The sequence below is a fragment of the Winogradskyella marina genome (assembly GCF_015645385.1).
GTDB lineage: Bacteria > Bacteroidota > Bacteroidia > Flavobacteriales > Flavobacteriaceae > Winogradskyella > Winogradskyella marina.
Genome location: NZ_JADOET010000016.1, coordinates 45,241 through 70,949 on the forward strand (window position 1 = coordinate 45,241; position 25,709 = coordinate 70,949).

General features: G+C 34.0%; 21 protein-coding genes. All 21 read left to right on the forward strand.

Features of this window, described 5'->3' with window-relative positions:
* Positions 1-128: 128 nt before the first annotated feature.
* The 21 genes from ruvA (at position 129) to ITJ86_RS14955 (ending at position 25,697) form a co-directional block, all read left to right on the forward strand.
* Positions 129-710 (forward strand): Holliday junction branch migration protein RuvA, encoded by a 582-nt coding sequence (gene ruvA, locus ITJ86_RS14855; protein ID WP_195872443.1) that lies wholly within the window; start codon positions 129-131, stop codon positions 708-710.
* Positions 710-8,032: a T9SS outer membrane translocon Sov/SprA gene (sov, locus tag ITJ86_RS14860; RefSeq protein ID WP_195872444.1), complete on the forward strand. Its 7,323-nt coding sequence runs from the start codon at positions 710-712 to the stop codon at positions 8,030-8,032. The genes ruvA and sov overlap by 1 nt, the downstream gene beginning before the upstream one ends.
* Positions 8,033-8,091: 59 nt before the next feature.
* Positions 8,092-8,472, forward strand: coding sequence for a glycine cleavage system protein GcvH (gene gcvH / locus ITJ86_RS14865; protein ID WP_195872445.1), 381 nt, complete (start codon positions 8,092-8,094; stop codon positions 8,470-8,472).
* Positions 8,473-8,488: 16 nt separating this feature from the next.
* Positions 8,489-8,827 (forward strand): VanZ family protein, encoded by a 339-nt coding sequence (locus ITJ86_RS14870; protein WP_317190637.1) that lies wholly within the window; start codon positions 8,489-8,491, stop codon positions 8,825-8,827.
* Positions 8,828-8,892: 65 nt separating this feature from the next.
* The gene (locus ITJ86_RS14875; protein ID WP_195872446.1) at positions 8,893-9,621 is read left to right on the forward strand and encodes an energy transducer TonB; all 729 of its coding nucleotides are present in this window, start codon (positions 8,893-8,895) and stop codon (positions 9,619-9,621) included.
* Between the two features lie 117 nt (positions 9,622-9,738).
* Positions 9,739-10,536 (forward strand): energy transducer TonB, encoded by a 798-nt coding sequence (locus ITJ86_RS14880; RefSeq protein WP_195872447.1) that lies wholly within the window; start codon positions 9,739-9,741, stop codon positions 10,534-10,536.
* 123 nt (positions 10,537-10,659) lie between these two features.
* Positions 10,660-12,768 (forward strand): gliding motility protein RemB, encoded by a 2,109-nt coding sequence (locus ITJ86_RS14885; RefSeq protein ID WP_195872448.1) that lies wholly within the window; start codon positions 10,660-10,662, stop codon positions 12,766-12,768.
* Between the two features lie 175 nt (positions 12,769-12,943).
* Positions 12,944-13,837: a heme o synthase gene (cyoE, locus tag ITJ86_RS14890; RefSeq protein ID WP_195872449.1), complete on the forward strand. Its 894-nt coding sequence runs from the start codon at positions 12,944-12,946 to the stop codon at positions 13,835-13,837.
* The gene (locus ITJ86_RS14895; protein WP_195872450.1) at positions 13,838-14,437 is read left to right on the forward strand and encodes a cytochrome c oxidase subunit 3; all 600 of its coding nucleotides are present in this window, start codon (positions 13,838-13,840) and stop codon (positions 14,435-14,437) included.
* A gap of 37 nt (positions 14,438-14,474) precedes the next feature.
* Positions 14,475-15,476, forward strand: coding sequence for a cytochrome c oxidase subunit 3 (locus ITJ86_RS14900; protein ID WP_195872451.1), 1,002 nt, complete (start codon positions 14,475-14,477; stop codon positions 15,474-15,476).
* Positions 15,477-15,497: 21 nt separating this feature from the next.
* Complete coding sequence (locus ITJ86_RS14905; RefSeq protein ID WP_195872452.1) at positions 15,498-15,944, forward strand: cytochrome C oxidase subunit IV family protein; 447 nt, start codon at positions 15,498-15,500, stop codon at positions 15,942-15,944.
* A 147-nt stretch (positions 15,945-16,091) separates the two neighbouring features.
* Complete coding sequence (locus ITJ86_RS14910) at positions 16,092-16,808, forward strand: hypothetical protein (protein ID WP_195872453.1); 717 nt, start codon at positions 16,092-16,094, stop codon at positions 16,806-16,808.
* Positions 16,805-17,560 (forward strand): SCO family protein, encoded by a 756-nt coding sequence (locus ITJ86_RS14915; RefSeq protein ID WP_195872454.1) that lies wholly within the window; start codon positions 16,805-16,807, stop codon positions 17,558-17,560. Before ITJ86_RS14910 ends, ITJ86_RS14915 begins: the two co-directional genes overlap by 4 nt.
* A gap of 2 nt (positions 17,561-17,562) precedes the next feature.
* Complete coding sequence (locus ITJ86_RS14920) at positions 17,563-18,108, forward strand: DUF420 domain-containing protein (RefSeq protein WP_195872455.1); 546 nt, start codon at positions 17,563-17,565, stop codon at positions 18,106-18,108.
* A 2-nt stretch (positions 18,109-18,110) separates the two neighbouring features.
* A complete protein-coding gene (locus ITJ86_RS14925; RefSeq protein ID WP_195872456.1) occupies positions 18,111-18,353 on the forward strand; it encodes a hypothetical protein in 243 nt (80 codons plus the stop codon).
* 153 nt (positions 18,354-18,506) lie between these two features.
* Positions 18,507-19,208 (forward strand): ABC transporter ATP-binding protein, encoded by a 702-nt coding sequence (locus ITJ86_RS14930; RefSeq protein WP_195872457.1) that lies wholly within the window; start codon positions 18,507-18,509, stop codon positions 19,206-19,208.
* Complete coding sequence (locus ITJ86_RS14935) at positions 19,201-20,445, forward strand: ABC transporter permease (RefSeq protein WP_195872458.1); 1,245 nt, start codon at positions 19,201-19,203, stop codon at positions 20,443-20,445. Before ITJ86_RS14930 ends, ITJ86_RS14935 begins: the two co-directional genes overlap by 8 nt.
* 1 nt (position 20,446) lies before the next feature.
* Positions 20,447-21,706 carry an ABC transporter permease gene (locus ITJ86_RS14940; protein WP_195872459.1) on the forward strand — a complete coding sequence of 420 codons (1,260 nt, stop codon included), beginning with the start codon at positions 20,447-20,449 and terminating at the stop codon, positions 21,704-21,706.
* Between the two features lie 23 nt (positions 21,707-21,729).
* Positions 21,730-22,890 carry an efflux RND transporter periplasmic adaptor subunit gene (locus ITJ86_RS14945; protein ID WP_195872460.1) on the forward strand — a complete coding sequence of 387 codons (1,161 nt, stop codon included), beginning with the start codon at positions 21,730-21,732 and terminating at the stop codon, positions 22,888-22,890.
* Positions 22,891-22,941: 51 nt separating this feature from the next.
* Positions 22,942-24,384: a TolC family protein gene (locus tag ITJ86_RS14950; protein WP_195872461.1), complete on the forward strand. Its 1,443-nt coding sequence runs from the start codon at positions 22,942-22,944 to the stop codon at positions 24,382-24,384.
* A 2-nt stretch (positions 24,385-24,386) separates the two neighbouring features.
* Positions 24,387-25,697: an efflux RND transporter periplasmic adaptor subunit gene (locus tag ITJ86_RS14955; RefSeq protein WP_195872462.1), complete on the forward strand. Its 1,311-nt coding sequence runs from the start codon at positions 24,387-24,389 to the stop codon at positions 25,695-25,697.
* Positions 25,698-25,709: the final 12 nt, after the last annotated feature.

Below are 25,709 nucleotides of genomic sequence, written 5' to 3' on the forward strand. Positions count from 1 at the left end.
ATTCTTGTTTTAAAAAGCGTAAATTTCAGAAAATCAGATGTGAAAAGCATCTGATTTTCATAGTTTGACTCTAAATGTTTTAATGAAAATAATTTTATTACATTTGGTTTTTCAACTTTTGGTTATAAATGATTACACATATAGAGGGTAAACTTGTAGAAAAAAATCCGACAGACGTTGTTATTGATTGCAATGGTGTCGGTTATTTTATAAATATATCATTACAAACATATTCCCAAATTCCGGATAAAGAACATTTAAGACTTTACACGTATCTTCAAGTGCGTGAAGATTCTCATAGTTTATACGGATTTTCATCGACGATAGAACGTGAGATTTTTAAATTATTAATTTCTGTTAGTGGTATCGGAACCAATACAGCACGTACGATGTTGTCGTCATTAACACCAGACCAAGTCAAAGAAGGAATTGCAGGTGAAGATGTGGCGTTAATTCAGAGTGTAAAAGGAATTGGGTTAAAAACCGCTCAGCGTGTTATTATTGATTTAAAAGATAAAGTGTTAAAAGTCTATGGCTTAGATGAACTTTCTTCAGTACCAAACAATACACACAAAGAAGAAGCGTTATCTGCTTTAGATGTTTTAGGATTTAATAAAAAACAATCCGAAAAAGTTGTCGATAAAATTTTACAAACCCAACCTGATGCCCAAGTGGAGCAAATTATTAAAGCAGCTCTAAAAAATTTATAATGCAATTGAATAGAACGCTACATAAGCAACGCTTTACCTATGTATACTTATGTGTACTAACTTTTACAATGCTAGTTGGCAATTCTGTTTTTGCGCAAGAAACAGAAACAGAACAAGATTCTACTAAGACGACCTTTGCATTTGGGAAATTGGAAATGCCTAACCCAAACAGCATCATTTCAAAATATACTTACGATCCTATTTTAGATCGCTATGTCTATTCAGAAAAAATAGGAAATTTTAATATTAATTACCCTTTAATTTTAACTCCAGAAGAGTTTCAGGAGCTTGTGTTGCAAGAAAAATTAAAAGCGTATTATAAACGAATGGCTGATGCTAAAGCTGGACAAAAAGAAGGTTCAGAAGAAGATCAGAAAAATTTACTGCCAGAGTTTTATGTGAACTCAGGTTTGTTTGAAACCATTTTTGGAGGTAACACCATAAATGTTATTCCACAAGGTTCTGTGGAGGTAGATTTGGGAGTGCTGTTCTCAAAACAAGATAACCCTTCTTTTTCTCCAAGAAATAGAACTAATTTTACTTTCGATTTTGATCAGCGAATTAGTCTGAGTTTATTAGGTAAAGTAGGAACACGCCTTCAGGTTACGGCAAATTATGACACAGAAGCAACTTTCGATTTTCAGCAGGTTGTAAAATTAGAGTACACTCCAACGGAAGACGATATTATTCGTAAAATTGAAGTTGGTAATGTTAACATGCCATTAAACAGTTCGTTAATTACAGGTGCACAAAGTCTGTTTGGTGTTAAAACCGAGTTGCAATTTGGTAAAACTAGAGTGACAGCAGTATTTTCAGAGCAACAGTCGCAATCAAAATCGGTAGTCGCAGAAGGTGGTGGAACTGTAGAGGAATTTGAGTTTTTTGCAAGAGATTACGATGAAAATAGGCACTTCTTTTTAGCGCAACATTTTCAGGAAACATACGATAAATCGTTATTACAATATCCTTTTATTGATAATCAAGGCCTTCAAATTACAAGAATTGAGGTTTGGGTAACCAATAGAAATAATCAAACAGAAAACGTTAGAAATATTGTTGCCTTCCAAGATTTAGGAGAGTCTAAGCCCGAAAACATTGGACTTGACCCATTACCTGCAGGTTTTGTAAATATTCCTAATGCAAAGCCAAATAATAAAAATAACGATTTTGATCCAACTAATATAGGTGGCCCAGGATCTTTATTAACAGAACAAGTTAGAAATATTACCAACACGCAAGCAGGTGTAAATATAAATATTCAAGAAGGTTTTGATTTTGGTAAGTTAGAATCTGCAAGGAAACTAAGAGAAGGACAAGAATACGTTCTAAATGAAAAATTAGGGTATATATCGTTAAACCAACGTCTGCTTAACGACGAGGTTTTAGCAGTGGCATTCCAGTATACGGTTGGAGGAGAAGTGTTTCAAGTCGGTGAGTTTGCCAATGATGGTGTCGATGCTACAACAGTAGACAATACATCTGGTAATGACGTTGTAAATAATCAAAGTTTAGTCCTTAAGATGCTAAAAAGTGCGGTTACTTCGGTAGATCAGCCTATTTGGGATTTAATGATGAAAAACATTTATGATACTGGAGCATTCCAACTTAGTCAAGAAGATTTTAAGTTAAATATCTTTTACACAGAAGCTTCTGCTGTAAACTTCATTAAACCTGTTGTTGTCGGTGGTGTAGAGGTTCCTTTCCCAACTTTTGATAGTAATACACCAAATAATCCGGCCGATGATACCGAGATTAGTGAAACACCATTAATTCGATTATTCCATTTAGATCAATTAAATTTTAATAACGATCCGCAAGAACGTGGAGATGGTTTCTTCGATTATGTAGAAGGAGTCACCGTATTGTCGCAAAACGGAAAGATTATTTTTACCAAAGCAGAACCTTTTGGACGGTATTTATTCGATGTTTTAGATAATGACGGTAACCCAAATAACAATGCGGCAGACTACGAGGATATTGCAGATACGCAAAGTGGATTTAACGAGAATCAGAAAAAATACGTTTACGATATACTTTATAAATCAACAAAAACGGCAGCCTTAGATGAAGCTGAAAAGAATAAATTCCAAATAAAAGGCCGTTTTAAAAGTAGTGGTGGAGATAGCGGAATTCCTATAGGTGCTTTTAATGTGCCAAGAGGTTCGGTAAGAGTAACAGCAGGTGGTAGACAACTTGTAGAAGGTGTAGATTATACCGTAAATTACCAATTGGGACGTGTAGAAATTTTAGACGAAGCTTTAAAGGCATCTAACACACCAATTAATGTGTCTGTTGAAAACAATGCTGTTTTTGGTCAGCAAACAAAACGTTTTACAGGAATTAATGTTGAGCATCAATTTAACGAAAATTTTGTTTTAGGTGCCACCTTATTAAATCTTAACGAACGACCGATAACACAAAAAGCTAATTTTAATTCTGAACCTATAAACAATACCATTTTTGGATTTAATGGAAACTACTCAACTGAAGTTCCATTTTTAACGCGAATGGTCAATAAACTACCAAATATAGATACAGATGTACCTTCTGATCTTTCACTGAGAGGTGAGTTTGCCTATTTATTGCCAGGAGCGTCAAAAGGTGCAGATTTTAATAATGAACCAACGGCCTATATCGATGATTTTGAAGGCACACAAGGAGCCATAAATTTATTGAGTCCTTTATCTTGGAACTTATCTAGTAGACCAGTAGGTTTGCCAAATACAATTCCAGGAAATGATCTTAATGGTCCTCAAAACGGTTACGGAAGAGCACTTTTAAATTGGTACACCGTAGATCCTATATTTTATAGTAATCAACGTCCAGATGGTATCACAGACGATGATGTTTCGGATTTATACACACGTCGTATTTTTATTGAAGAGTTATTTAATCAAGATATTGTACAAGGGCAATCTTCAGTAATTAATACATTAGATTTAGCCTATTATCCTACAGAGCGTGGACCATATAACTTTGATCCAAATGCTGCAAATGAAAATCCTTTAGACCCATCAAAAAGTTGGGCTGGTATTACAAGACAAATTACGTCGACAGATTTTGAACAAGCTAATGTTGAATATATAGAATTTTGGGTTCAAGATCCGTTTTTAGATAACCCATCTAATACAGGTGGTAAATTATTTGTAAATCTTGGTAACATCTCAGAAGACATTATTAAAGATGGCAAAAAACAATTCGAAAACGGTTTACCAGAAAATGGTGATATATCAAACTTAGAGAGAACTGAATTTGGAACTGTTGTACCACAAAATCAATCCTTAATTTATACGTTTGGAACAACAGGAGCAGAACGTGCAAATCAAGATGTAGGTTTGGACGGTTTGAATGATATGGAGGAGATTAGCGAATTTGGAGCACAATTTGGAGATGATCCCTCAAAAGATAATTATGAGTATTATTTAAATACGGATGGTGATATTTTTGAGCGCTATAAAAAATATAACGGTACTGAAGGTAATACGCCAGAAACCTTTACCGATACCAATAGAGGATCTACAACACAGCCAGATGTAGAAGATATCAATAGAGATAATACCATGAATACTATTGATAGCTACTATGAGTATGAAGTAGATATTACACCATCTAGCTTAAATTTAGATAATCCTTATATTAATGATGTAAAGGAAAATGTGCAAGTTGTTTTACCTAATGGAGATGTTAGAAATGATGTCAACTGGTACCAATTTAGAATTCCTATAGCAGAGAGTGATATTCGTGAATCAATTGGTGGAATTTCCGATATTAGATCTATTCGATTTGCACGATTATATGTGTCTGACTTTACTCAAAATACAGTCTTGCGTTTTGCGACTTTAGATTTAGTACGTAGTGACTGGAGACGATATACGTTAGACTTAGATAATGACGATACAAATAATAGTCCAAATGCAGAATTTAATGTTGGAGTTGTTGGCGTACAGGATAATGCAAGTTATGTAAGGCCTCCAGGAGTTGAGCAAGAGGAGCTAAACAATAACAATACTATTATAAGACAAAACGAGCAATCGTTAGTGCTTCAGGCTTGTGACCTAAGACCAACCGATGCAAAAGGAGTTTATAAAAATATTAATGTAGATATGCGTCAGTATAAGAAACTACGTATGTTTGTACACGCTGAAGCACAAGAAGGCTCTATGCTGCAAGCCGGTGAAATGGTTGCATTTATTAGAATGGGTAGTGATTTTACTCAAAACTATTATCAAATAGAAGTACCGTTGTTACCATCATCAGAAGCAGAAGGTAGTCCTAGAGAACAAGTGTGGCCAGAGCAGAATGAAATAAATATTCCTTTAGAGTTTTTGCAAAAAATTAAAGCCCTTGGTATTGGTGCTAATCTAAATAGTGAAGATCCCACATTTTATAATGTAATAGACGGTGAGCTAGACGAAACGACTTTAAATCCACCATATAATCCCGTTGATGGAACTCAAAAACAACAACGTATTGGTATTAAAGGAAATCCAAATTTTGGAGACATTAGAGTACTGATGGTTGGTGTTAAAAACTCTGGTTCTACTGGCATGAACTCTTGTGGAGAGTTTTGGTTTAATGAACTGCGTATGTCCGATATGGACAATGAAGGTGGTTGGGCAGCTGTTTTAAGTATGGACACCAAGATTGCAGATTTTGCAAGTATTAGTGCAACAGGAAGACGAAGCACAATCGGTTTTGGTGGAGTAGAGCAAGGACCAAGCCAGCGTAGTTTAGAAGACGTAGCACAATATGATGTGGTTACTAATATTCAATTAGGACAATTATTACCAAAAAAATGGGGAATTCAGCTACCATTCAATTATGCGCAAAGTGAGGAGATGATAACTCCTAAATTCGATCAGTTTTATAATGACCTTACTTTAGAATCGCGATTAGATGCCGCGAGTTCTAGTGCCGAAGAAGATCGCATACGAGAACAATCTGAAGATTATACCAAGCGAAAGAGCATTAACTTTATTGGTGTAAGAAAGCAAAAAACAGGAGATTCTAAACCTCGTGTTTACGATGTAGAAAACCTAACATTTAATTACTCTTATAATAAAGTAGAGCATCGCGATTTTGAAATTGAAAATGCATTAGACCAAACGGTAAGAGCCGGAGTAAATTATAATTTTGCTTTTGAACCATTAAAATACGAACCTTTTAAAAAGAACGATTCGTTATTCACTGGTAAAAACTGGAAAATTTTAAAGGATTTTAACTTGAATTTATTACCATCTAGTTTTTCTGTAAATACAGATGTTAATAGGCAATTTAATAAACAAAAATTTAGAGAGGTTGAATTAGCAGAAGGTAATATTGGTATCGAAGAATTATTCCGAAGAAATTATACCTTCGATTTTCAGTACGCTATAAATTATAACCTAACAGATGCTTTAAGTGTTAATTTTAACGCCGCTAATACCAATATAGTCCGTAATTATTTTGTAGATAATCGTATTAATGGATTGCAAGATCCAGAACTCGATGTTTGGGATGGCTTTTTTGATTTTGGTGACCCAAATTACCAGACACAGCAATTGCAGGTAAATTATGAATTACCACTACATAAAATACCAATTTTAAGTTTCTTAAGAACGACTTATGCGTATAATGGTGCGTTTGATTGGCAAAAAGGATCAGATTTAAATGAAGGCTTACAAGTTGAAGATCCTAATAACTTAGGGACTTACAATACCTATAATTTAGGAAACTCAATTCAGAATTCAAACACCCACAATATTAATACGACCCTTAATATGGAAACCCTGTACAGAACCTTAGGGTTGGTTAAGGCAGGGAACCAAAACGCTAGAGGTAGAACAAGAACTACAGCGGTAAGGAGACGAGGAGCGACACCAGATAATAGACAGGAAAATGGTGAGAATGCAGATGATCCAAATAAACTAAGTGCTGGAAAAAAAGCATACAATACCTTAATTGATTTGGCGACTATGGTGAAGCGAGTTCAGTTTAGTTATGCTGAAAACAATGGAACATTTTTACCAGGCTATTTACCAACACCAGGATTTGTAGGGACGTTAAGGCCAACTTTAGGATACACTTTCGGTAGCCAACGAAACATACGAGATTTAACAGCAAGAAATGGTTGGTTAACCACGTTCCCTGATTTTAACGAACAATATACAGAAGTAGAAAACAAGACTCTCGACTATTCGGTAAATGTAGAACCGATGAGAGATTTAAAAATAGATTTAACCGGAAATAGAACCTATGCCGAAAATATCTCTGAAAGTTTTAGAGCAATAGACAATGATGGTGATGGCTTAAGTGATACGTATGAAGATTTAATCACTAATTCTTTTGGGAATTTTATGATTTCAACCGCACTAATAAAAACAGCTTTTAGTCAAAGTGATGAAAATCAATCCGCTGCTTTTAATGATTTTAGAGCCAACCGATTAGTTATCGCCAATCGTTTAGCAAGAGATTTCTATGGAGCAACACCATTTAATACAGATGCAGAAGGCTATCCAGAAGGTTTTGGTAAAAATAGCCAGCGCGTATTGTTGCCAGCATTTTTATCAGCATATCATGGCACTGATCCAGAAAAAGTAAGTACAGATGCTTTTAGAGATGTTCCTATTCCAAATTGGACTTTAAAATATACAGGATTAATGAAATTGCCATGGTTTAAGAAAACGTTTAAACGTTTCTCTGTTCAGCATGGCTATAGATCACGCTACACTATAAATCAGTTTAGAACGAACTTAGACTTAGATACAGAAGAATTAATCCCAGGGTTGTCTTATGATAATCAGTCGGTCGATGTCATAGATCAAGCCGGTAATTTTAAAAACGAAACACTATATAGTAACATTAACTTAGAAGAGCAGTTTAGTCCATTGTTCCGTTTAGATTTCGAAATGAAAAACTCTATAAAAGTTTTAGCCGAAATGAAAACGGATAGAACTTTATCATTGAGTTTTGATAATAATCTAATGACTGAAATCCAAGGTAAAGAATACACATTAGGATTAGGATATCGTATTAAGGATTTAAGAATTAGGTCGCAACTTGCAGGACCAAGGCAAATTGTTGTGAGTGATTTAAACATGAGTTTAGATGTTACTGTTAGAGATAACAAAACCATTATTAGGTATTTAGATTTAGAGAATAACCAGATTACTGCGGGTCAGACTATTTGGGGACTTAAATACAATGCGGATTACGCGTTTAGCAAAAACCTAACAGCTATCTTCTATTTTGATTATACCTTCTCAGAATTTGCAATTTCTACATCATTCCCACAAACATCACTAAGATCTGGAATTACCTTACGTTATAATTTTGGGAATTAAGTTTGAATTGAACCCATTAAAAAATTACATTTGCACAAAACAATTTATATCCTATAAAAATGAATGCACCATCAGAATTAAAGTATACTAAAGACCACGAGTGGGTGAAAATTGAAGGCGATAGCGCTATAATTGGAATTACAGATTTTGCACAAGGAGAACTTGGTGATATTGTATATGTAGAAGTAGATACCTTAGATGAAACTTTAGATGCTGAAGAAGTATTTGGTACGGTTGAAGCTGTAAAGACAGTTTCAGATTTAATTTTACCTTTATCTGGTGAGATTATAGAGTTCAATGACAACTTAGAAGACGAACCAGAAAAAGTAAACTCTGACCCTTATGGTGAAGGTTGGATGATTAAATTAAAGTTTTCAGATGCATCACAAATAGAAGGTTTGCTTTCTGCAGAAGATTATAAAGCACTTATCAGTGGTTAAAAAAATGTTCTTATTGGTGTCAATAGTTTATACCTTGGCATTGGTAATAGCAAGCTTAATTACATTGTCTGGAATGCCAAGTGTTGGGACTTCTTTCGACGATAAAATATATCATGTCGTTGCTTATTGTGGTTTAACATTAGTATGGCTTTTATATATTAAACCAATTAAAAAGAAGAGGTTATATGTTATCATTTGCCTTTCTGCTATTTTTCTCGGTTATATATTAGAACTGTTACAATATTTTCTTAACCCTAATAGAACCTACGACACCTATGATTTAATTGCAAACAGTATTGGTGCTATTTTTGGTACGCTAATTGCAGTTAAAATAAATGTATATAAATTAAATTAACCCAAACCCTTGTTTATTTTACTATTATTTAGTTAAATTAGCGATGTTGTTTAAAAAATGATATTATGGAACCTAAAAAGAATCAGAAATCAGATGTTAGCAGAAACAGTTCGCTGTTTTTTGCTGTTGGTTTAGCTTTAATGATGGGTATTACCTATTTGACAATCAATTATAAAACTTACGATAAAGTTGATGTTGTTGCAGATTCGTTAAACCTAGATGATGAATTAGATGAAGAAGTGCCAATCACAGAACAGATTGTGACTCCACCACCACCACCACCACCACCACCACCTGCACCAGAAATTATAGAGGTTGTAGAAGATGAAGAAGAGGTAGAAGAAACTATTATAGAATCTACAGAGACGGAAATGGAAGCAGAAATTGTGGAAGTTGAAGACGTTGTAGTTGAAGAGGTAGAAGAAGATTTAGAAGTACCATTCTCAGTTATTGAAAATGTTGCCGTTTTTCCTGGTTGTGAAAAGGAAAAAACTAACGCAGCAAAGAAAGAATGTATGAATGAAAAGGTGAATAGATTCATTGGTAGAAAATTTAATACAGATTTAGCTGGTGATTTAGGATTACCTCCTGGTAGAAAAAGAATCTTTGTTCAGTTTAAAGTTGATAAATCTGGTAATGTAACAAACATTGTAGCTCGTGGTCCTCACCCAGGACTAGAAAGAGAAGCAAAACGAGTTATTGGTCAATTGCCTAAAATGCAACCTGGTAAACAAAGAGGAAAGTCAGTGGTTATGCCATTCTCTATTCCAATTGTATTCCAAGTACAAGACTAAAACATAAGTCAACAGTTTTTATATAAAAATCCCGTTCAAAATTAATTGAGCGGGATTTTCGTTTTGGTATGCTTATTGTGATTTTTACATAATATTAACATTTAAATCATAGATATTATGAAAAATTCTAACAAAGACTTCGGTGTTGCTGGTCAGAGCACCACTGAAGCAAAGAAATCACACAAGCATGATGCAAATTTACAAAAAAACTCAACCCTTTATTTTCAAATAGGGTTGATTCTTTGTTTATTGGGTACCTATGCACTGTTCGAAATGAAGTTTCAAGAACGGGTTGTTACTATTGACCCTTTAACAGACAATGAATTAGCTGTAATTGATGTTATGCCTGCAGTGGTGCCAGAAGTTATTCAACCTAAAAAAGTTGAGCCAGAAATGGACCGAAGTACAAAGTTAATTGATGCATATGAGACGGTTGAAGATGACAAGGACATTATAGAAAAGAAATTGATCACTCCAGAAGAGCAAGAGCCTGTGTCAAAACCCATTTTACCAAGTAGTATTCCTGAGGAAGAAGACCCAGAAGATACGGATGTCTTTGTGCCATTTCCTTTAATTGAAAAAGTACCAGTTTATCCAGGTTGCGAGAAATACACTACTAATAGTGATCGTAAAAAATGTATGTCCGATAAAATCACCAAATTAATTGGAAAGAAATTTAATTTAGATATTGGGTCCAAGTATGGGATAACCGGAAAACAAAGAATTTCTACGCAGTTTACAATTGATAAATTTGGGAATGTTACAGATATAAAAATTAGAGGACCACATCCTGCTCTAGAAAAAGAAGCTAATCGTGTAATCAATAAAATCCCTAAAATGGAACCTGGTTTACAGCGACAAGTTCCAGTTGGTGTCATCTATACATTACCTATTGTTTTTGATTCTAGATATTAGAAAAACAATTGGTCAGTAAAAAAGATAACCGTTATTCTCAGAATAACGGTTTTTTATACAACAATTGGTTTCTAGGTTACTAAAAAAAATAAGTATCTTTCGCACATTAAAAATTAGTCCTTTATGAAGCGCATTGTGCTATTTGCTATACTGTTAACCACCTCATTGGGTTATACGCAAACCTTATTGACTTACGAAAAGTCACCAGTTTTTGAAGAATGTGATTCAGTTGCTGTTGAACAATTAAAATCTTGTTTCAATTTTACACTAAACACGTTTATTTACGAGAACTTTAAAGTGCCTCAAATAGTTTCGGACGAGTCTTACGTTGGTGATGTTAAAGTACTGTTTGAAGTTAATAAAGATGGTGAATTTAAAGCCATTTATACTGATGCGATTTATGATGAATTAAAGGAGGAAAGCAAACGTGTTTTCGATTCACTCCCTAAAATACAACCAGCAACTTATAATGGTAATCCTACATTTGTTCAATATAGTATTAGTATTTCAATACCTTTAGTAGAACCTGTTGAAAATACTGTACTACCAACGGATGAAGTTAATCTTACGGCAAAAGATAGTCTTAATGCCACCTTATCAAGTGAGTTTGATGATGTGAACAAGGCAATACAGGATTATGAAAAACTAGAATATAATAGTGAGCTAAACATCCCTTTTACACATTCGTACTACGCACGTTTTGATGACGAAATGAATGCTATTGGCACTAATAGTCACACTGCGGCAAAACCATTTTTATATAGTGACGTAGCACGATATTATGATATTAAAGCCGAAAAGGAAAGCTTATCAAAGGACACTGATTCTTGGTTAGGACGAAAAGTGTTTAATGAACATTTAGTAGAGATACAAGGTAAAGATTATTGGTTTACCGTAGATCCTATATTAGATTTACAAGTGGGTAAAGATTCCGAAGCTGACTTCAATTCAACCTGGAACAACACTCGAGGTGTTAACATACAAGCTGGTTTAGGAAAACGGTTTAATTTAACAGCTTCTGTGTATGAAAGCCAAGGGCGTTTTGCAGATTATTTTAATCAATACGGTGAAAGTTTAAAGGCATTTGGACCAGATCCAGCTATTATTTCGGGTCGAGGAATTGCCAAGCGTTTCAAAGAGAATTCTTATGATTATCCCGTTGCAGAAGCGTATATGTCGTATACTCCTGCAGATTTTTTAAACATTCAATTTGGTCATGGAAAAAACTTTATAGGAGATGGTTACCGTTCATTATTGCAAAGTGATGTTGCAAGTCCTTATCCATTCTTAAAATTAAATGCTACGTTTTGGAAAATTAAATATACAAGTACATGGATGTGGTTAAAAGACGTTAGAGATGAAGTTGTGGTTGATAAAGCATTTTTAACCAAATACATGGCAAATCACTACTTAAGCTGGAATGTTTCTAAAAAATTAAATATTGGTTTGTTTGAGTCAGTAATGTGGGCTGATGCTAACGGAAGAGGTTTTGATGTTAATTACTTAAATCCTATTATATTTTTTAGAGCCATAGAATTTCAAACAGGACAAGGTGCCGGAAACGCAATTCTTGGACTTTCTTCTAAATACAAATGGAACAATAAAGTTAATATTTATGGGCAATTTATATTGGATGAATTCTCATTGAGTGATGTTAAAGGAGGTGAAAAAAGTTGGAAGAATAAATTCGGATTTCAGTTAGGTGTTAAGTATTTTAATGCCTTTGAAGTTGATAACTTATTACTTCAAGCAGAATTTAATAGAGTGCGACCTTATACGTATTCGCACAATACACAAATTCTTAATTACGGTCATTTTAATCAGCCAATGGCACACCTTTGGGGAGCAAACTTTAGAGAGCTAGTTGTAATAGGACGTTATAATTATAAACGCTGGTTTGGTGATGCTAAATTTATCATTGGGCAACGTGGTTTTGATTATAACACCGATGAAGATAGCTTTTCTTATGGAGGAGATATTTATAGAAACTACAATGATCGAAATGCCGATACAGGTGTTACTATTGGTCAAGGAAATAAAACCAATAGCTTTATGACAGAAATACAAGCTGGTTATCTTTTAAATCCTGAAACCAATCTTAAGTTATTTACTAATATTATTTATAGAGATTTTAATCCAGATGCAGTAACGGCATCAACTATGGACTCTAATACCGTTTGGTTTAGTATTGGTGTACGTACAGATTTGTTCAATTGGTATAATGATATATAGATATTTCTAAAATCATACAAGCGTAGTTTTGGTGTCGAGATAAGGAAGGTGTTCTTATTAACCTAGCCACAAGCTGCTAGATTGATGTATGAATAAAACTAAAGTTTAACGTTGGTCATAATCAATTTTCAAACTATCTTTGCTTCCGCTTTAAAAAGAAAAAAAATCGTATAGTTTGAGTTATACAAAATCTTCGATATCAACAACTTCTGTGATAACAGATTTTAAGGAAATTACCAAAATGGGATTGTCCTTAAGTGTTGTGTTTTCTTCTATTGCTGGCTATTTTCTTGGTGCAGAAACCATAAGTTTTACGTCCCTCGCTTTATTAGCTTTTGGTGGCTATTTTATGGTAGGTGCATCAAATGCATATAACCAAATCATTGAGCGCGACTTAGATGCGCTTATGGAAAGAACAAAAAATAGACCAATTCCTGCAGGTCGAATGTCTGTAAATACAGCATTCGTTATAGCAACAACCTTTACAATTTTAGGGTTAATAACCTTATATATAATTAATCCGAAAACAGCGATGTATGGAGCTATTTCCATATTTTTATACACGAGTGTTTATACACCGTTAAAAACGAAAACCTCCTTAGCTGTATTTGTTGGTGCATTGCCAGGAGCCATACCGTTTATGTTGGGCTGGGTTGCCGCTCGAAATAGTTTCGGGATCGAAGCAGGAACACTATTTGCTATTCAATTTTTTTGGCAATTTCCCCATTTTTGGGCTATAGGATGGTTTTTACACGAAGATTATAAAAAAGGTGGTTTTCACATGTTACCAACCGGAAAACCCGATAAAGGAACAGCTGTACAAATTATAATGTATAGTGTTTGGACGATTATTGTATCTGTTATACCGGTTTTAGGGTTTACAGGTGATTTAAAATTGTCAATAGTAGGTGCAATTTTAGTGTTTGTACTCGGCTTAGTAATGTTAACTTATGCGCTTAAGTTATTTAAAAAGCGTTCTATAAAAGCAGCAAAACAACTCATGCTTTCTAGTGTGTTTTATATTACCCTATTGCAAATAATCTATGTTGCGGATAAATTTTTAAGATAAATGGATTTAACACAAGGAACTCATCAGGTAAAAACAGCACGATCTAAAAAGATGATGCTTTGGTTTGGTATTGGAGGCTTAATTATGTCTTTTGCCGGTTTAATTAGTGCTTTTATTGTGAGTAGTAAACAACGGTTACATGAAGATTGGTTGGTAGACTTTCAATTACCAAATGGATTTTTTATAAGTTTAGTACTTATTTTGCTAAGTAGTTTAACCTTTATTTTAGGGAAACGGGCTTTACAACAAAATAAAATGCAGCAGGTAACCATCTGGTTATTGGTTACTTTGGGCTTAGGAATAGGGTTTGTTTACAGTCAGTTTGTAGGTTTTGGCGAAATTATAGAAATGGGTTATAATTTTACAGGACCAACAAGTAATATAACGATGTCTTACATTTACGTGATTGCAGTATTGCACATAACGCACGTTATTGCTGGTTTGGTATGTTTGATAGTTGTAATTTATAATCATTTTAAACAAAAGTATAACTCCAACAATATGTTGGGTTTTGAACTAGCAGCCAATTTTTGGCATTTCGTAGATATGCTTTGGCTTGTGCTCTTTTTGTTTTTATATTTTTTTAGATATATAATTTGATTATTTTTGTCCAATCTTAAAAATTTAAATAAACTCTATGGATTCTACAGTAGCTAGTACTGGTACAGAAGAAAAAACTTGGGGTGGAGGTAATAAACCTCTTAGAGCAAGTTACGGAAAATTGATGATGTGGTTTTTCATTGTATCCGATGCATTAACATTTTCAGGTTTCTTGGCCGCTTATGGTTTTGCAAGATTTAAGTTTGTAAACGAATGGCCGATTGCGGATGAAGTGTTTACACACGTACCGTTTTTACATGGTCAAGAACACCCTATGATCTATGTAGCATTTATGACGTTTATTCTTATTATGTCGTCAGTAACGATGGTATTAGCTGTAGATGCTGGTCACCATATGAATAAAGCCAAAGTTACCTTCTACATGTTCTTAACCATTATTGGTGGAGCTGTATTCGTTGGTTCTCAAGCTTGGGAATGGGCTACATTTATTCAAGGAGATTATGGTGCTGTACAGACAAATTCGGGCAATATTTTACAGTTTGGAGAATATGTAAATGTAGATGGCGAAGAGAAATTTAAACGTATCGCAATTGAAGATATTGCAATTCCAGTAGCTGGAGATCGTGTAGAGCACGATCGTAGTAATGGACTATGGTTTACAGAAGAAGCTCCACTACCACTTTTCTCAGTTGATGAAATCTATACAGGTCTAGCCGCAAACGATAATATTAGAGTAAGAACACAATATTTAGATGAAGACGGTCATAAAACAGTATTGTCTAGAAGTGAATCGCTTAGGCAAATTAAAGAAAATGGGAAGTTGGTAGTTAAAGGTGCAAACCTTAAAGTTAATGAGTATGGCCCAACACTATTTGCAGACCTTTTCTTCTTTATTACTGGTTTTCACGGTTTTCACGTAACAGTAGGTGTAATTCTTAATATTATTATTTTCTTCAACGTAGTTCTTGGAACTTATGAACGAAGAGGTAGTTATGAAATGGTTGAAAAAGTCGGTCTTTACTGGCACTTTGTAGATTTAGTTTGGGTATTTGTATTCACATTCTTCTATTTAGTATAAAAAGAAACTTAAGATTAAATTATGGCACAAGAACATAAATTAGAGATATTTAGAGGACGTTGGAAATTTAAATCTAACACACAAAAAATCTGGGGAGTTTTATGGCTTCTAACAGTAATAACAGCTATAGAAGTTGTTTTAGGTATCTATAAACCAGCTATTTTAATGGATATTTGGTTAGATCCTTTTGAAGGTGGATTCTTTGCAACACTTGGTAACATTATACTATCACCAATTGTTTATATGAAACCATTGAACCTCATTTTTATCTTACTTACAATTGTGAAAGCCTATTATATTACATGGGATTTTATGCATATTAGAGATGAAACCTCTAGCATGAGAAAAATGGTAGTTTGGACTAGTGTTTTTCTAATTGCGTATTTGGTGTTTATCTTATTACAAGAAGGTGGTTATGTATTTCATGCATACCATGGTGAAGACTCTATAATCACCCGCGATTTTTAAACATAAAAGCATACACTTAACTAAGTGTTAAATACAGGTAAAAGGTGGTTTATATAAACCACCTTTTCTATTTTTGCATACCAACGATTTTATAAACAGGTAATTGGTGATTTAACCAAATATAACACGGATTTTAGCTCTGAAAAGATGAAAGCAAATAAAGTAAAACGCTATATAGTTCTTAGTATATTATTCTTTTTACCTGTGGCGTTTTTATTGATGCTATATCCCGCAAAGCACAACTATGATCCCTTAGATGTTGTAAATAGTAAGATCGCTGATATTAATAGGTTTAGTGCAGACAGTAACGAAAACGTACTTTTAAAAGATCATATAACCGTATTAGGGTTTTTAGGTAACTCACCTTTAGATTATATGATTTCCGCTTCAAATCTCAAGGAGTTGGTGTATGACAAGTTTAAAGGATTTAAAAATTTTCAAATAGTCATTGTAGTCCCAAAAGGAACGGAAGCTGATATAGAACTACTAAAAAAAGAAATAAATACATACGAAGATTTAAAATATTGGCATTATGTATTTGGTACGGAAGGTGATATAAAATCGCTTTATAGTTCCTTAAAAACAAAAGATGTTCTATCTGAAAACCTTGCAGTAAATAATGTTTATATCATTGATAAAAATCTAAATCAGCGTGGTAGACTAGACGGAAGGGATGAAAGACAGATAGAGGAAAATAAACCGGCCTTTAGTGTTTATGGATACAATACGATAGAGGTTGCTGAGATTAAAAATATGATGAGTGATGATGTTAGAATTCTATTTACAGAATATCGTGAAAAACGAAAAGGTGAATTTGAAGATTCAAATTCGAGAAGAAATAGAGAATTAAAACAAGATCAATGAGTAATAAATCAAACTATTCGTACGTCGGAATTGCATTTATAATTTTGGTTTTCGGAATTATATTCATTCCAAAAATTATAGATCGTGTAAACGATGGAGATATCATCAGAGATGATAGTCGAAGTAAAGGGGTTTCAACAATTACTGCGAGAAACTCACAGAAAAGTGACTTAAGTTATTTAGAAATTAATGGTGAGCCTAAAAAAGTACCTGCATTTAGTTTTACAAATCAAGACGGTGAAACAGTCACAAATGAAGACTACTTAGGAAAAGTTTATGTTGTAGAGTTTTTCTTTACGACCTGTCCAACTATTTGCCCAATAATGAATAGAAACTTAGTGGAGGTTGAAAGTGATTTCACCGGAATTGAAGATTTTGGAATCGCGTCGTTTTCAATTGCACCAGAAATAGACAGTCCAGAAGTCTTAAAAGCTTATGCCGAAAAATATGGTATTACCAACCCTAATTGGCACCTAATGACAGGTGATGAATCGGCTATTTATAATTTAGCCAATGAAGGCTTTAATTTATATACAGCAAAAGACGACAGTGTTGAAGGCGGATTTGAACATTCAGGTAATTTTGCCTTAATAGATAAAGAAGGTTTTATTAGGTCTAGGCAAGACGATTTTGGAAACCCTAAGATCTTTTACAATGGTTTAGTTTCTGAAGAAGAAGGAGTAGACGAAGATGGTATGGCTCAAGAAATAACAATTCTGAAGGAAGATATTGCTAAATTATTAAAGGAATAACGATGAGTGAAGTAGATCACGTAAAAGCAAAAAAATATAACAAATGGGTTGTTGTATTATCTATCGTAATTCCATTAGTAGTGGCTGCCTTATTTGGCGTAAACCTTCGCAGTCTGGGTTATGATGTAGAGCCTTTAACTTTCTTGCCGCCTATTTATGCTACAATCAATGGATTTACAGCTGTGCTTTTAATTGGTGCCGTTATGGCAATAAAAAGTAAAAATGTTGTTTTACACGAAAATTTAATGACTACAGCTATTTATTGTTCCGTGGTGTTTTTGGTGCTATATGTAGCATATCATATGACAAGCGATTCAACAAAATTTGGTGGAGAAGGGGTTGTTGCGTATATCTATTACTTTATTTTAATTACGCATATCATACTATCTATTATTATCATTCCGTTTGTATTGATTACGTATGTTAGAGCAATAACTAACGATATAGAGCGTCATAAAAAAATTGCTAAAATCACCTTCCCGATTTGGTTATATGTTGCTATAACCGGAGTTGTAGTTTATCTAATGATTTCCCCTTATTATACTTAAATATGAAACGTAAAATTCTTTTTTCTCTTCTGTTTTTTCTCTTTGTTTTTAAAACTAATGCACAATGCGCAATGTGTAGAGCAGTTTTAGAAAGTGGTGAAGATCAATCCATGGCAGAAGGCATTAATGATGGTATCGTTTTTTTAATGGCTGTACCTTACATTTTGGTTGGTACAATTGGTTTTATTATTTACAGAAAGTTTAATAAACCAAATAAATTAGAAAATATAGACGAGAATTTGTAACATTTTTTGTGTTAGATCGTCTTATACATAATCAGTTACAGGGAAGCCAAACAATATATAGGAATAGCCTGTCGTTTATTTAGTATTAACAATTCGTTGGGATGATAACTTTACGAATTTCATTAAAATTGTAATAGCTAACCAACTACAATTATGATTCAAATAAAAGATTTGCACAAATCTTACCACATGGGAACCAATTCACTCCATGTTTTAAAAGGTATTAATTTTGATGTAAAAGAAGGAGAGTTAGTATCTATCATGGGATCTTCTGGTTCAGGGAAATCTACATTATTAAATATTTTAGGCATGTTAGATGAAGCTGATGAAGGTCAGTATATTCTCGATGGAGTTCCTATTAAAAATCTTAATGAAAAAATTGCGGCACAATACAGGAATCAATTTCTAGGGTTCATTTTTCAGTCGTTTAATTTAATCAATTACAAAAGTGCATTAGACAATGTATCTATGCCTTTATACTACAAAGGGGTAAAACGAAAAGAGCGTACCGAAAAGGCCATGCATTATCTCGAAAAAGTAGGTTTAGCACAATGGTCGCATCATTTGCCTAGCGAACTTTCTGGTGGTCAAAAACAACGTGTAGCCATTGCTAGAGCACTCGCAAGTGATCCAAAAGTATTGTTAGCAGATGAGCCAACAGGTGCTTTAGATACCAAAACATCTTATGAGGTTATGGATCTTATTCAAGGCATCAATGATGAGGGTAAAACGATTTTAGTTGTTACTCACGAAGATGATATTGCACATATGACTAAGCGTATCGTAAATCTAAAAGACGGAGTAATTATCGACGATAGTCCTGTAGAACAAATTAGAGCATCAGCACATGTTTGATATAGAACGTTGGCAAGAAATCTTTGAAACTTTAAGCAAAAATAAATTGCGAACGTTTTTAACAGGGCTTTCGGTAGCTTCTGGAATTTTCATTTTAGTAATTCTTCTTGGCTTTAGTGAAGGTATTGCCAATGGTGTAAAGTCGCAATTTGAACAAGATGCAACCAATAAAATTTCCGTTTGGACAGGTGTAACTACCAAAGGCTATAAAGGTTTAAATCCGGGACGTTATATTCAACTTAAAAACACCAACTTCGACGCTGTTGAAAATGCATATGATGACTTTTTCGAATACCGAACTAAAGATTATATGATTTGGGGAGGAACAGTGACTTATAATAATGAAACCGGAAATTACCGTGTTAGAGGAACCATGCCAGACAATCAGTTTATTGAAAATGCCGATATAGGTTCTGGTCGATTTATTAGTCAATCTGATATTGAAGAAACTAAAAAAGTAGCCGTTATTGGTAATAAAATAAAAACGGATCTTTTTAATGGAGAAGATCCAATCAATCAAAACATTCAAGTCTTCGGAATGAACTTTAAGGTGGTTGGGGTTTTTTATGATCCAGGTGGAGATCGAGAAGAAGGTCAGGTTTATATACCTCTTACTACTGCTCAAAAAGTTTTTAATGCTGGAGAGAATATTAGAAACATGGCATTTACAGTGAAAATGGCAGATAATTTTGATGAAGCCGTAGCCATGTCTAATGCCATTGCTTTAGGCATAGAACAGAAAGTTAAAGAAATTCATACTGTTGCGCCAGACGATGTAAGTGCTGTAAGAGTAAATAATACATTAGAGCAAGCTCAAAAAATCTATTCATTAATTGCGACCATTAGAGCTGTGTTTTGGTTTGTGGGTATAGGAACGATCATTGCCGGTATTGTAGGTGTGGGTAATATTATGCTCATCATCGTTAAAGAACGTACTAAAGAAATCGGTATTAGGAAAGCCTTAGGAGCCTTGCCAATGTCTATTGTTGGGATGATTTTACAAGAAGCTGTATTTGTAACCATGTTCTCTGGTTTATTTGGGTTAATTTTTGGACTCGGGTTATTGGAACTTGTAGGACCATTGATAGAGAGTGACTTTATAAAATACCCACAAGTAGATTTTAATATTGCACTAACTACAGTGTTTTTGTTAGTGTTTGCAGGTGCTTTGGCAGGCTTTATTCCAGCGTATAGAGCCGCTATGATTAAACCAATTGACGCATTAAGAGACGAATAATATGTTTAGTAGAGACCGTTGGGATGAAATACTTGAAGCATTAAACGCTAATAAATTTAGAACGTTTCTAACAGCGTTTGGAGTGTTTTGGGGAATCACCATATTAGTACTATTGTTAGCCTTAACTAATGGACTTAAAAATGGAGTCACTGCAGACTTTGGGGATTTTGCGACAAATTCTATGTTTATGTGGACGCGAGGCACTTCAAAACCTTATAAGGGGTTGCCAAAAGGGCGTAATTTTAACTATAAAATAAATGATATTGCTGCCATCAAATCAGAGATTCCTAATTTAAAATATGTGTCACCTCGAAACCAGTTAGGAGGATATAATGGAGCAAATAACGTAACACGAGGAACAAAAACCGGTGCTTTTGAAATATATGGCGATTATCCAGAATTTATAAATCAACAGCCTTTAGATATTCTTCAAGGCCGTTTTATTAGTTATTCAGATATTGATGCTAAACGAAAAATATGTGTTATTGGTACAGGTGTTGAAAAAGGACTTTACGATAAAGGTGAAGCGGTATTAGGAACCTATGTTAAAATAAATGGTGTGAATTTTTTGGTTGTTGGAACCTTTAAAATGAGTAATAGCCAAGGTGATGATGAGCAAGATGCCAGTACCATTTATATTCCGTTTACAACATTTGGTCAGGCCTTTAATAGAGGTGAAGATGTGGGTTGGATGGCGATTACTGCCGTTGATGACGTCAGTATCACATCCTTAAAACAGCAAGTTTTCGATTTAATGAAATTTAGACACAAAGTAGACCCAACCGACGATCGAGCTATTGGTCATTTTGATTTGTCAGAACAATTTGGGCGCGTTAATGGCTTATTTTCAATTCTAAGTTTAGTGGGTTATTTTGTAGGTGCTTTAGTATTAATGTCTGGCATTATTGGTATCAGTAACATTATGCTTATTGTTGTTAAAGAACGGACTAAAGAAATTGGAGTAAGACGTGCTTTAGGAGCCAGTCCTTGGAATATAAAATCACAAATTTTACAGGAAAGTTTAATATTAACGATACTATCTGGTATGGTTGGTATTTCTTTTTCAGCATTTGTAGTTTGGGTGATGAATGCCATATTAGATAATGTGGGGCCTGTTCAAAATTTTGCAAATCCCAGCGTTGATATATCAGTTATAGTAATAGCTTTAATTATACTAGTTGTATCTGGATTATTAGCAGGATTAATACCAGCAAATAGTGCAACTAAAATGAAACCGGTTGACGCCCTAAGGATAGAATAAGTATTATATAATCAATTTAACTAATGAAGAGAACAACAACTATTATCGTTTTATTATTAATTGTCTTTGGATTTTTAGGAGCTCTATATTTCTTTTGGATAAAGGGACAAGAAGACCCAATTACTTATACTTCGGAATCTCCTACGGAAGAAACTATAATTGTTAAAACGGTAGCAACAGGAAGTATTGTCCCTAAAGAAGAAATATTAATTAAGCCGAATATTTCAGGTGTCATCGAACAGATTTTTATCGATGCTGGAGAATATGTTGAGCAAGGGGATCTTATAGCTCAAATTAAGGTTATCCCTAATGCCTCTTCTCTGACAAGTGCTAAAAATAACATAGCCTCTAATCAAACAGCACTTCAAACAGCAAGAATAAATTTACAAACACAGCAGGCCAGTTACGATAGGCAAAAAGCACTGTTCGATAAAGGAGTTATTTCAGCAAATGATTTTGAGGGTATAAATAATGCGTACCTACAAGCCAAACAAAGTGTAGAACAAGCAAAGATTAATGTGAATTCTGCCAATCAGAACTATGATATAATAAAAACAGGAACCACATCTGGGTTAGGAAATATTGCACAGACGCAAGTAAGAGCTACGGTTTCTGGGATGGTTTTAGATGTGCCTGTAAAAGCCGGCAACCAGGTTATAGAAGCTAATAACTTTAATGAAGGGACTTCAATTGCATCTATCGCTGATATAAAACAAATGATTTTTGAAGGGAAAGTAGATGAAAGTGAAGTCGGTAAAATAAAAGAAGGCTTACCGTTAGAAATCACTGTTGGTGCTATTGAAAATAAAAGCTTCGATGCTGTATTAGATTACATAGCGCCAAAAGGAATTGCAGAAAATGGAGCCATACAATTTGAAATAAAAGGAACGTTAAAGAAAATCGATTCAACATTCATTAGAGCTGGTTTAAGTGCAAATGCTTCTATTATTTTAGATAAGGCTGAAAAGGTCTTAGCCATAAAGGAAGCTTTAGTACAGTACGATAAAGAAACAAAAAAACCATACGTAGAGATTGAGATAGGAGATCAAAAATTTGAAAGAAAAGATATTGCGTTAGGAATTAGTGATGGTATTTTTGTAGAAGTAAAAAATGGGATTTCAAAAACAGATAAAATAAAAGTTTGGAATCAAGTACAAGGAGTGCCAAAATACGCGCAACAATAATTTTTAGAATTTAATGTAACACTTTAAGGTTTACGTAGACATATAGGTATCATGAAAAAATCAATCATAGTCACATTACTTCTTTTTGGAGTTATAGTACAAGGACAAAATAAAAAATGGACGCTACAAGAGTGTGTAGAATATGCCTTGGAGAATAATATTTCTGTTAAGCAAAGTGAATTAGACGTATTAGCAACAGATATCGAGAGACTTTCTGCTGTTGGTAATTTTTTACCTTCGATAAGTGCTAATAGTGGAGTTTCGGAGAATACGGGTTTAAGTTTTAACCCGGTAACAAACAACGCGCAAACCACTACATTTTTATCCGTTACAGGTCGCGTTAATGTAGGTTATACGTTGTTTGATGGACTTAGAAATTTTAGAGAATTGCAACGTGCAGACATCTCAAAAATTGCAAGTCAGTATCGTTTAGATAAAATGAAAGACGATATTTCACTTTTTGTTGCTAATAATTATTTACAAGTCATATTAAATAAGGCTAATCTTGAAGTATTTAAGTCTCAAAACGAAGTCACCAAAGCACAGATTCAAAGAACTCAAGAATTAGTAGATGCTGGATCACTTCCAAGGGGTGACCTTTTAGAAATAAAGGCAACCGATGCTAGTGAACAACAATCTATAATAAATGCAGAAAACAGCATTCAGATATCATTGATAAGTCTTGCACAGTTATTATTAATTAAAGATTACGAAAATTTTGATATCGAAGATGAAGGTTATGATATTATAGACGAAGGCATTTCAGAAAAAAGTGTATCCGAAATATTATCTAAAGCAAAAGAAACACGTTCCGAAATTAAAATTGCTGAGCAAAATGTAGAACTAGCAAATAAAGATTTACAAATTGCTAAAAGTGCTAATTACCCAACGCTATCAGCGTTCTTTGGATATGATACACGATATACAGATGCAGCTTCATTTGATCAACGTATAGATCCAAACAACCCAACAATTACACAAGAAATTGGTACTGTTCAAGGAACTGGTCAAGTGGTGGTTGGTGAAGTTCCAAACACTTTTGCTGTAGAAGTTGGTGCAGATCCTTTTGTAGATCAACTATATCAAAATGATGGTATTTCTTATGGTTTACAATTAAATATTCCTATCTTAAATGGATTTGCAACCAAAGGCAATATTCAACGAAATAAAATTAATTTAGAACGAACTAAATTTCAATTAGAGCAGGCAGAATTAGATTTAGAATCTACGGTATTTCAAGCTTATGTCGATGCTAAAGGAGCGTTAAAATCTTATGAAGCAGCAAAATCAGCAGTAGAATCGCAACAATTAGCCTATGACTATGCCAAAGAACGTTACGACGTAGGCTTAACTAACGCATTCGATTTTAGTCAATCTAAACTAAGATTTGATAATGCAAATATTGAATTGAATCGTGCTAAATACGATTACATTTTTAAGTTGAAGGTACTCGAATTATATTTCGGAATTCCTGCAACTGAACTAAAGTTTTAATTATGAGCAAAACAACAAAAATTATAATCACACTTGTCGTTGTAGTACTACTAATCTTAGTTGCTGGATCTAAAATGGGATGGTTTGGTGAAAAAGGAGAATTTAAAGCGGTAACTGTTAAGGAAGTAACTTTAAAAGATATTGTAGAAACCGTATCTGCTACTGGGAAAATTCAGCCAGAAATTGAAGTCAAAATATCTTCAGAAGTCTCAGGTGAAATTTTAGAATTACCATTCAAAGAAGGAGAAGAGGTTAAAAAGGGCGACTTGTTAGTTCGTGTGAATCCCGATTTAATTCAATCTGCGGTGAGTAGAACCCAAGCGTCTTATCAAAATGTGAGAGCTGGTTTAGAGCAAGCTGAAGCAAATTTAAAACAAGCTAAAGCCGATTACGAGAGAAACGAAACGCTTTTTAACAAAGGTGTAATTTCTAAAGCAGATTGGGACCGTTCTATTGCAGCTTACGAAACTGCAGTGGCTGGGAAGAACTCGGCATATTACAACGTGCAAAGTGCTGCAGCTAGTGTAAATGAAGCAAAAGACAACTTAAATAGAACTACGATTTATGCACCAATGACCGGCACAATTTCAAGATTAAGTGTAGAGTTAGGTGAACGTGTGGTTGGTACGCAACAAATGGCTGGTACAGAAATTTTACGAGTGGCAAACTTAAAAAACATGGAGGTTGAAGTCGATGTTAATGAAAATGACATTGTAAAAGTGTCTATCGGAGATTCTACTATTGTTGAAGTTGATGCCTATTTAAAAAAACAATTTAAGGGTGTTGTTACAGAAATCGCTAATTCTGCAGCTGGAACTTTAGCAGCAGACCAGGTAACTAATTTTAAAGTTAAGGTTAGAATTATTGAAGAATCTTATAAAGATCTAACAGAAGGAAAGCCTGAAAGCTATTCGCCTTTTAGGCCAGGAATGACAGCTACAGTAGATGTTATTACAAAAACGAGAAAAGGTGCTATTTCTGTTCCTATTAGTGCCATTGTGATTAAAACAGATACAAGTTCGACCAAAAAGCCATATGAAAAAACAATGACGACAGATTCTGGTGAGTTTGATTCGGAAGAACAAAAGTTTGAATGTGTCTTTGTTAACGATAATGGAAAAGCAAAACTTAGAGTTGTAAAAACAGGTATTCAAGATGATACTAATATTGAAATTATTTCAGGTTTATCTGAAGACGATGAAATTATAACTGGCCCTTATATAATGGTTTCTAAAAACTTAAACCCTGGGGATTTAATTGAAATAACAAATAAAAATTCCTCAGAGGCTTCTAAGGCTAATACAGAGGAATAACAAACACCAATT

Bases quoted from the DNA above. Each gene is read 5' to 3' on its own strand.
- ruvA (WP_195872443.1), top strand. From the start codon at position 129: ATGATTACACATATAGAGGGTAAACTTGTAGAAAAAAATCCGACAGAC.
- sov (WP_195872444.1), top strand. From the start codon at position 710: ATGCAATTGAATAGAACGCTACATAAGCAACGCTTTACCTATGTATAC.
- gcvH (WP_195872445.1), top strand. From the start codon at position 8,092: ATGAATGCACCATCAGAATTAAAGTATACTAAAGACCACGAGTGGGTG.
- ITJ86_RS14875 (WP_195872446.1), top strand. From the start codon at position 8,893: ATGGAACCTAAAAAGAATCAGAAATCAGATGTTAGCAGAAACAGTTCG.
- ITJ86_RS14880 (WP_195872447.1), top strand. From the start codon at position 9,739: ATGAAAAATTCTAACAAAGACTTCGGTGTTGCTGGTCAGAGCACCACT.
- ITJ86_RS14885 (WP_195872448.1), top strand. From the start codon at position 10,660: ATGAAGCGCATTGTGCTATTTGCTATACTGTTAACCACCTCATTGGGT.
- ITJ86_RS14895 (WP_195872450.1), top strand. From the start codon at position 13,838: ATGGATTTAACACAAGGAACTCATCAGGTAAAAACAGCACGATCTAAA.
- ITJ86_RS14900 (WP_195872451.1), top strand. From the start codon at position 14,475: ATGGATTCTACAGTAGCTAGTACTGGTACAGAAGAAAAAACTTGGGGT.
- ITJ86_RS14905 (WP_195872452.1), top strand. From the start codon at position 15,498: ATGGCACAAGAACATAAATTAGAGATATTTAGAGGACGTTGGAAATTT.
- ITJ86_RS14910 (WP_195872453.1), top strand. From the start codon at position 16,092: ATGAAAGCAAATAAAGTAAAACGCTATATAGTTCTTAGTATATTATTC.
- ITJ86_RS14915 (WP_195872454.1), top strand. From the start codon at position 16,805: ATGAGTAATAAATCAAACTATTCGTACGTCGGAATTGCATTTATAATT.
- ITJ86_RS14920 (WP_195872455.1), top strand. From the start codon at position 17,563: ATGAGTGAAGTAGATCACGTAAAAGCAAAAAAATATAACAAATGGGTT.
- ITJ86_RS14925 (WP_195872456.1), top strand. From the start codon at position 18,111: ATGAAACGTAAAATTCTTTTTTCTCTTCTGTTTTTTCTCTTTGTTTTT.
- ITJ86_RS14930 (WP_195872457.1), top strand. From the start codon at position 18,507: ATGATTCAAATAAAAGATTTGCACAAATCTTACCACATGGGAACCAAT.
- ITJ86_RS14935 (WP_195872458.1), top strand. From the start codon at position 19,201: ATGTTTGATATAGAACGTTGGCAAGAAATCTTTGAAACTTTAAGCAAA.
- ITJ86_RS14940 (WP_195872459.1), top strand. From the start codon at position 20,447: ATGTTTAGTAGAGACCGTTGGGATGAAATACTTGAAGCATTAAACGCT.
- ITJ86_RS14945 (WP_195872460.1), top strand. From the start codon at position 21,730: ATGAAGAGAACAACAACTATTATCGTTTTATTATTAATTGTCTTTGGA.
- ITJ86_RS14950 (WP_195872461.1), top strand. From the start codon at position 22,942: ATGAAAAAATCAATCATAGTCACATTACTTCTTTTTGGAGTTATAGTA.
- ITJ86_RS14955 (WP_195872462.1), top strand. From the start codon at position 24,387: ATGAGCAAAACAACAAAAATTATAATCACACTTGTCGTTGTAGTACTA.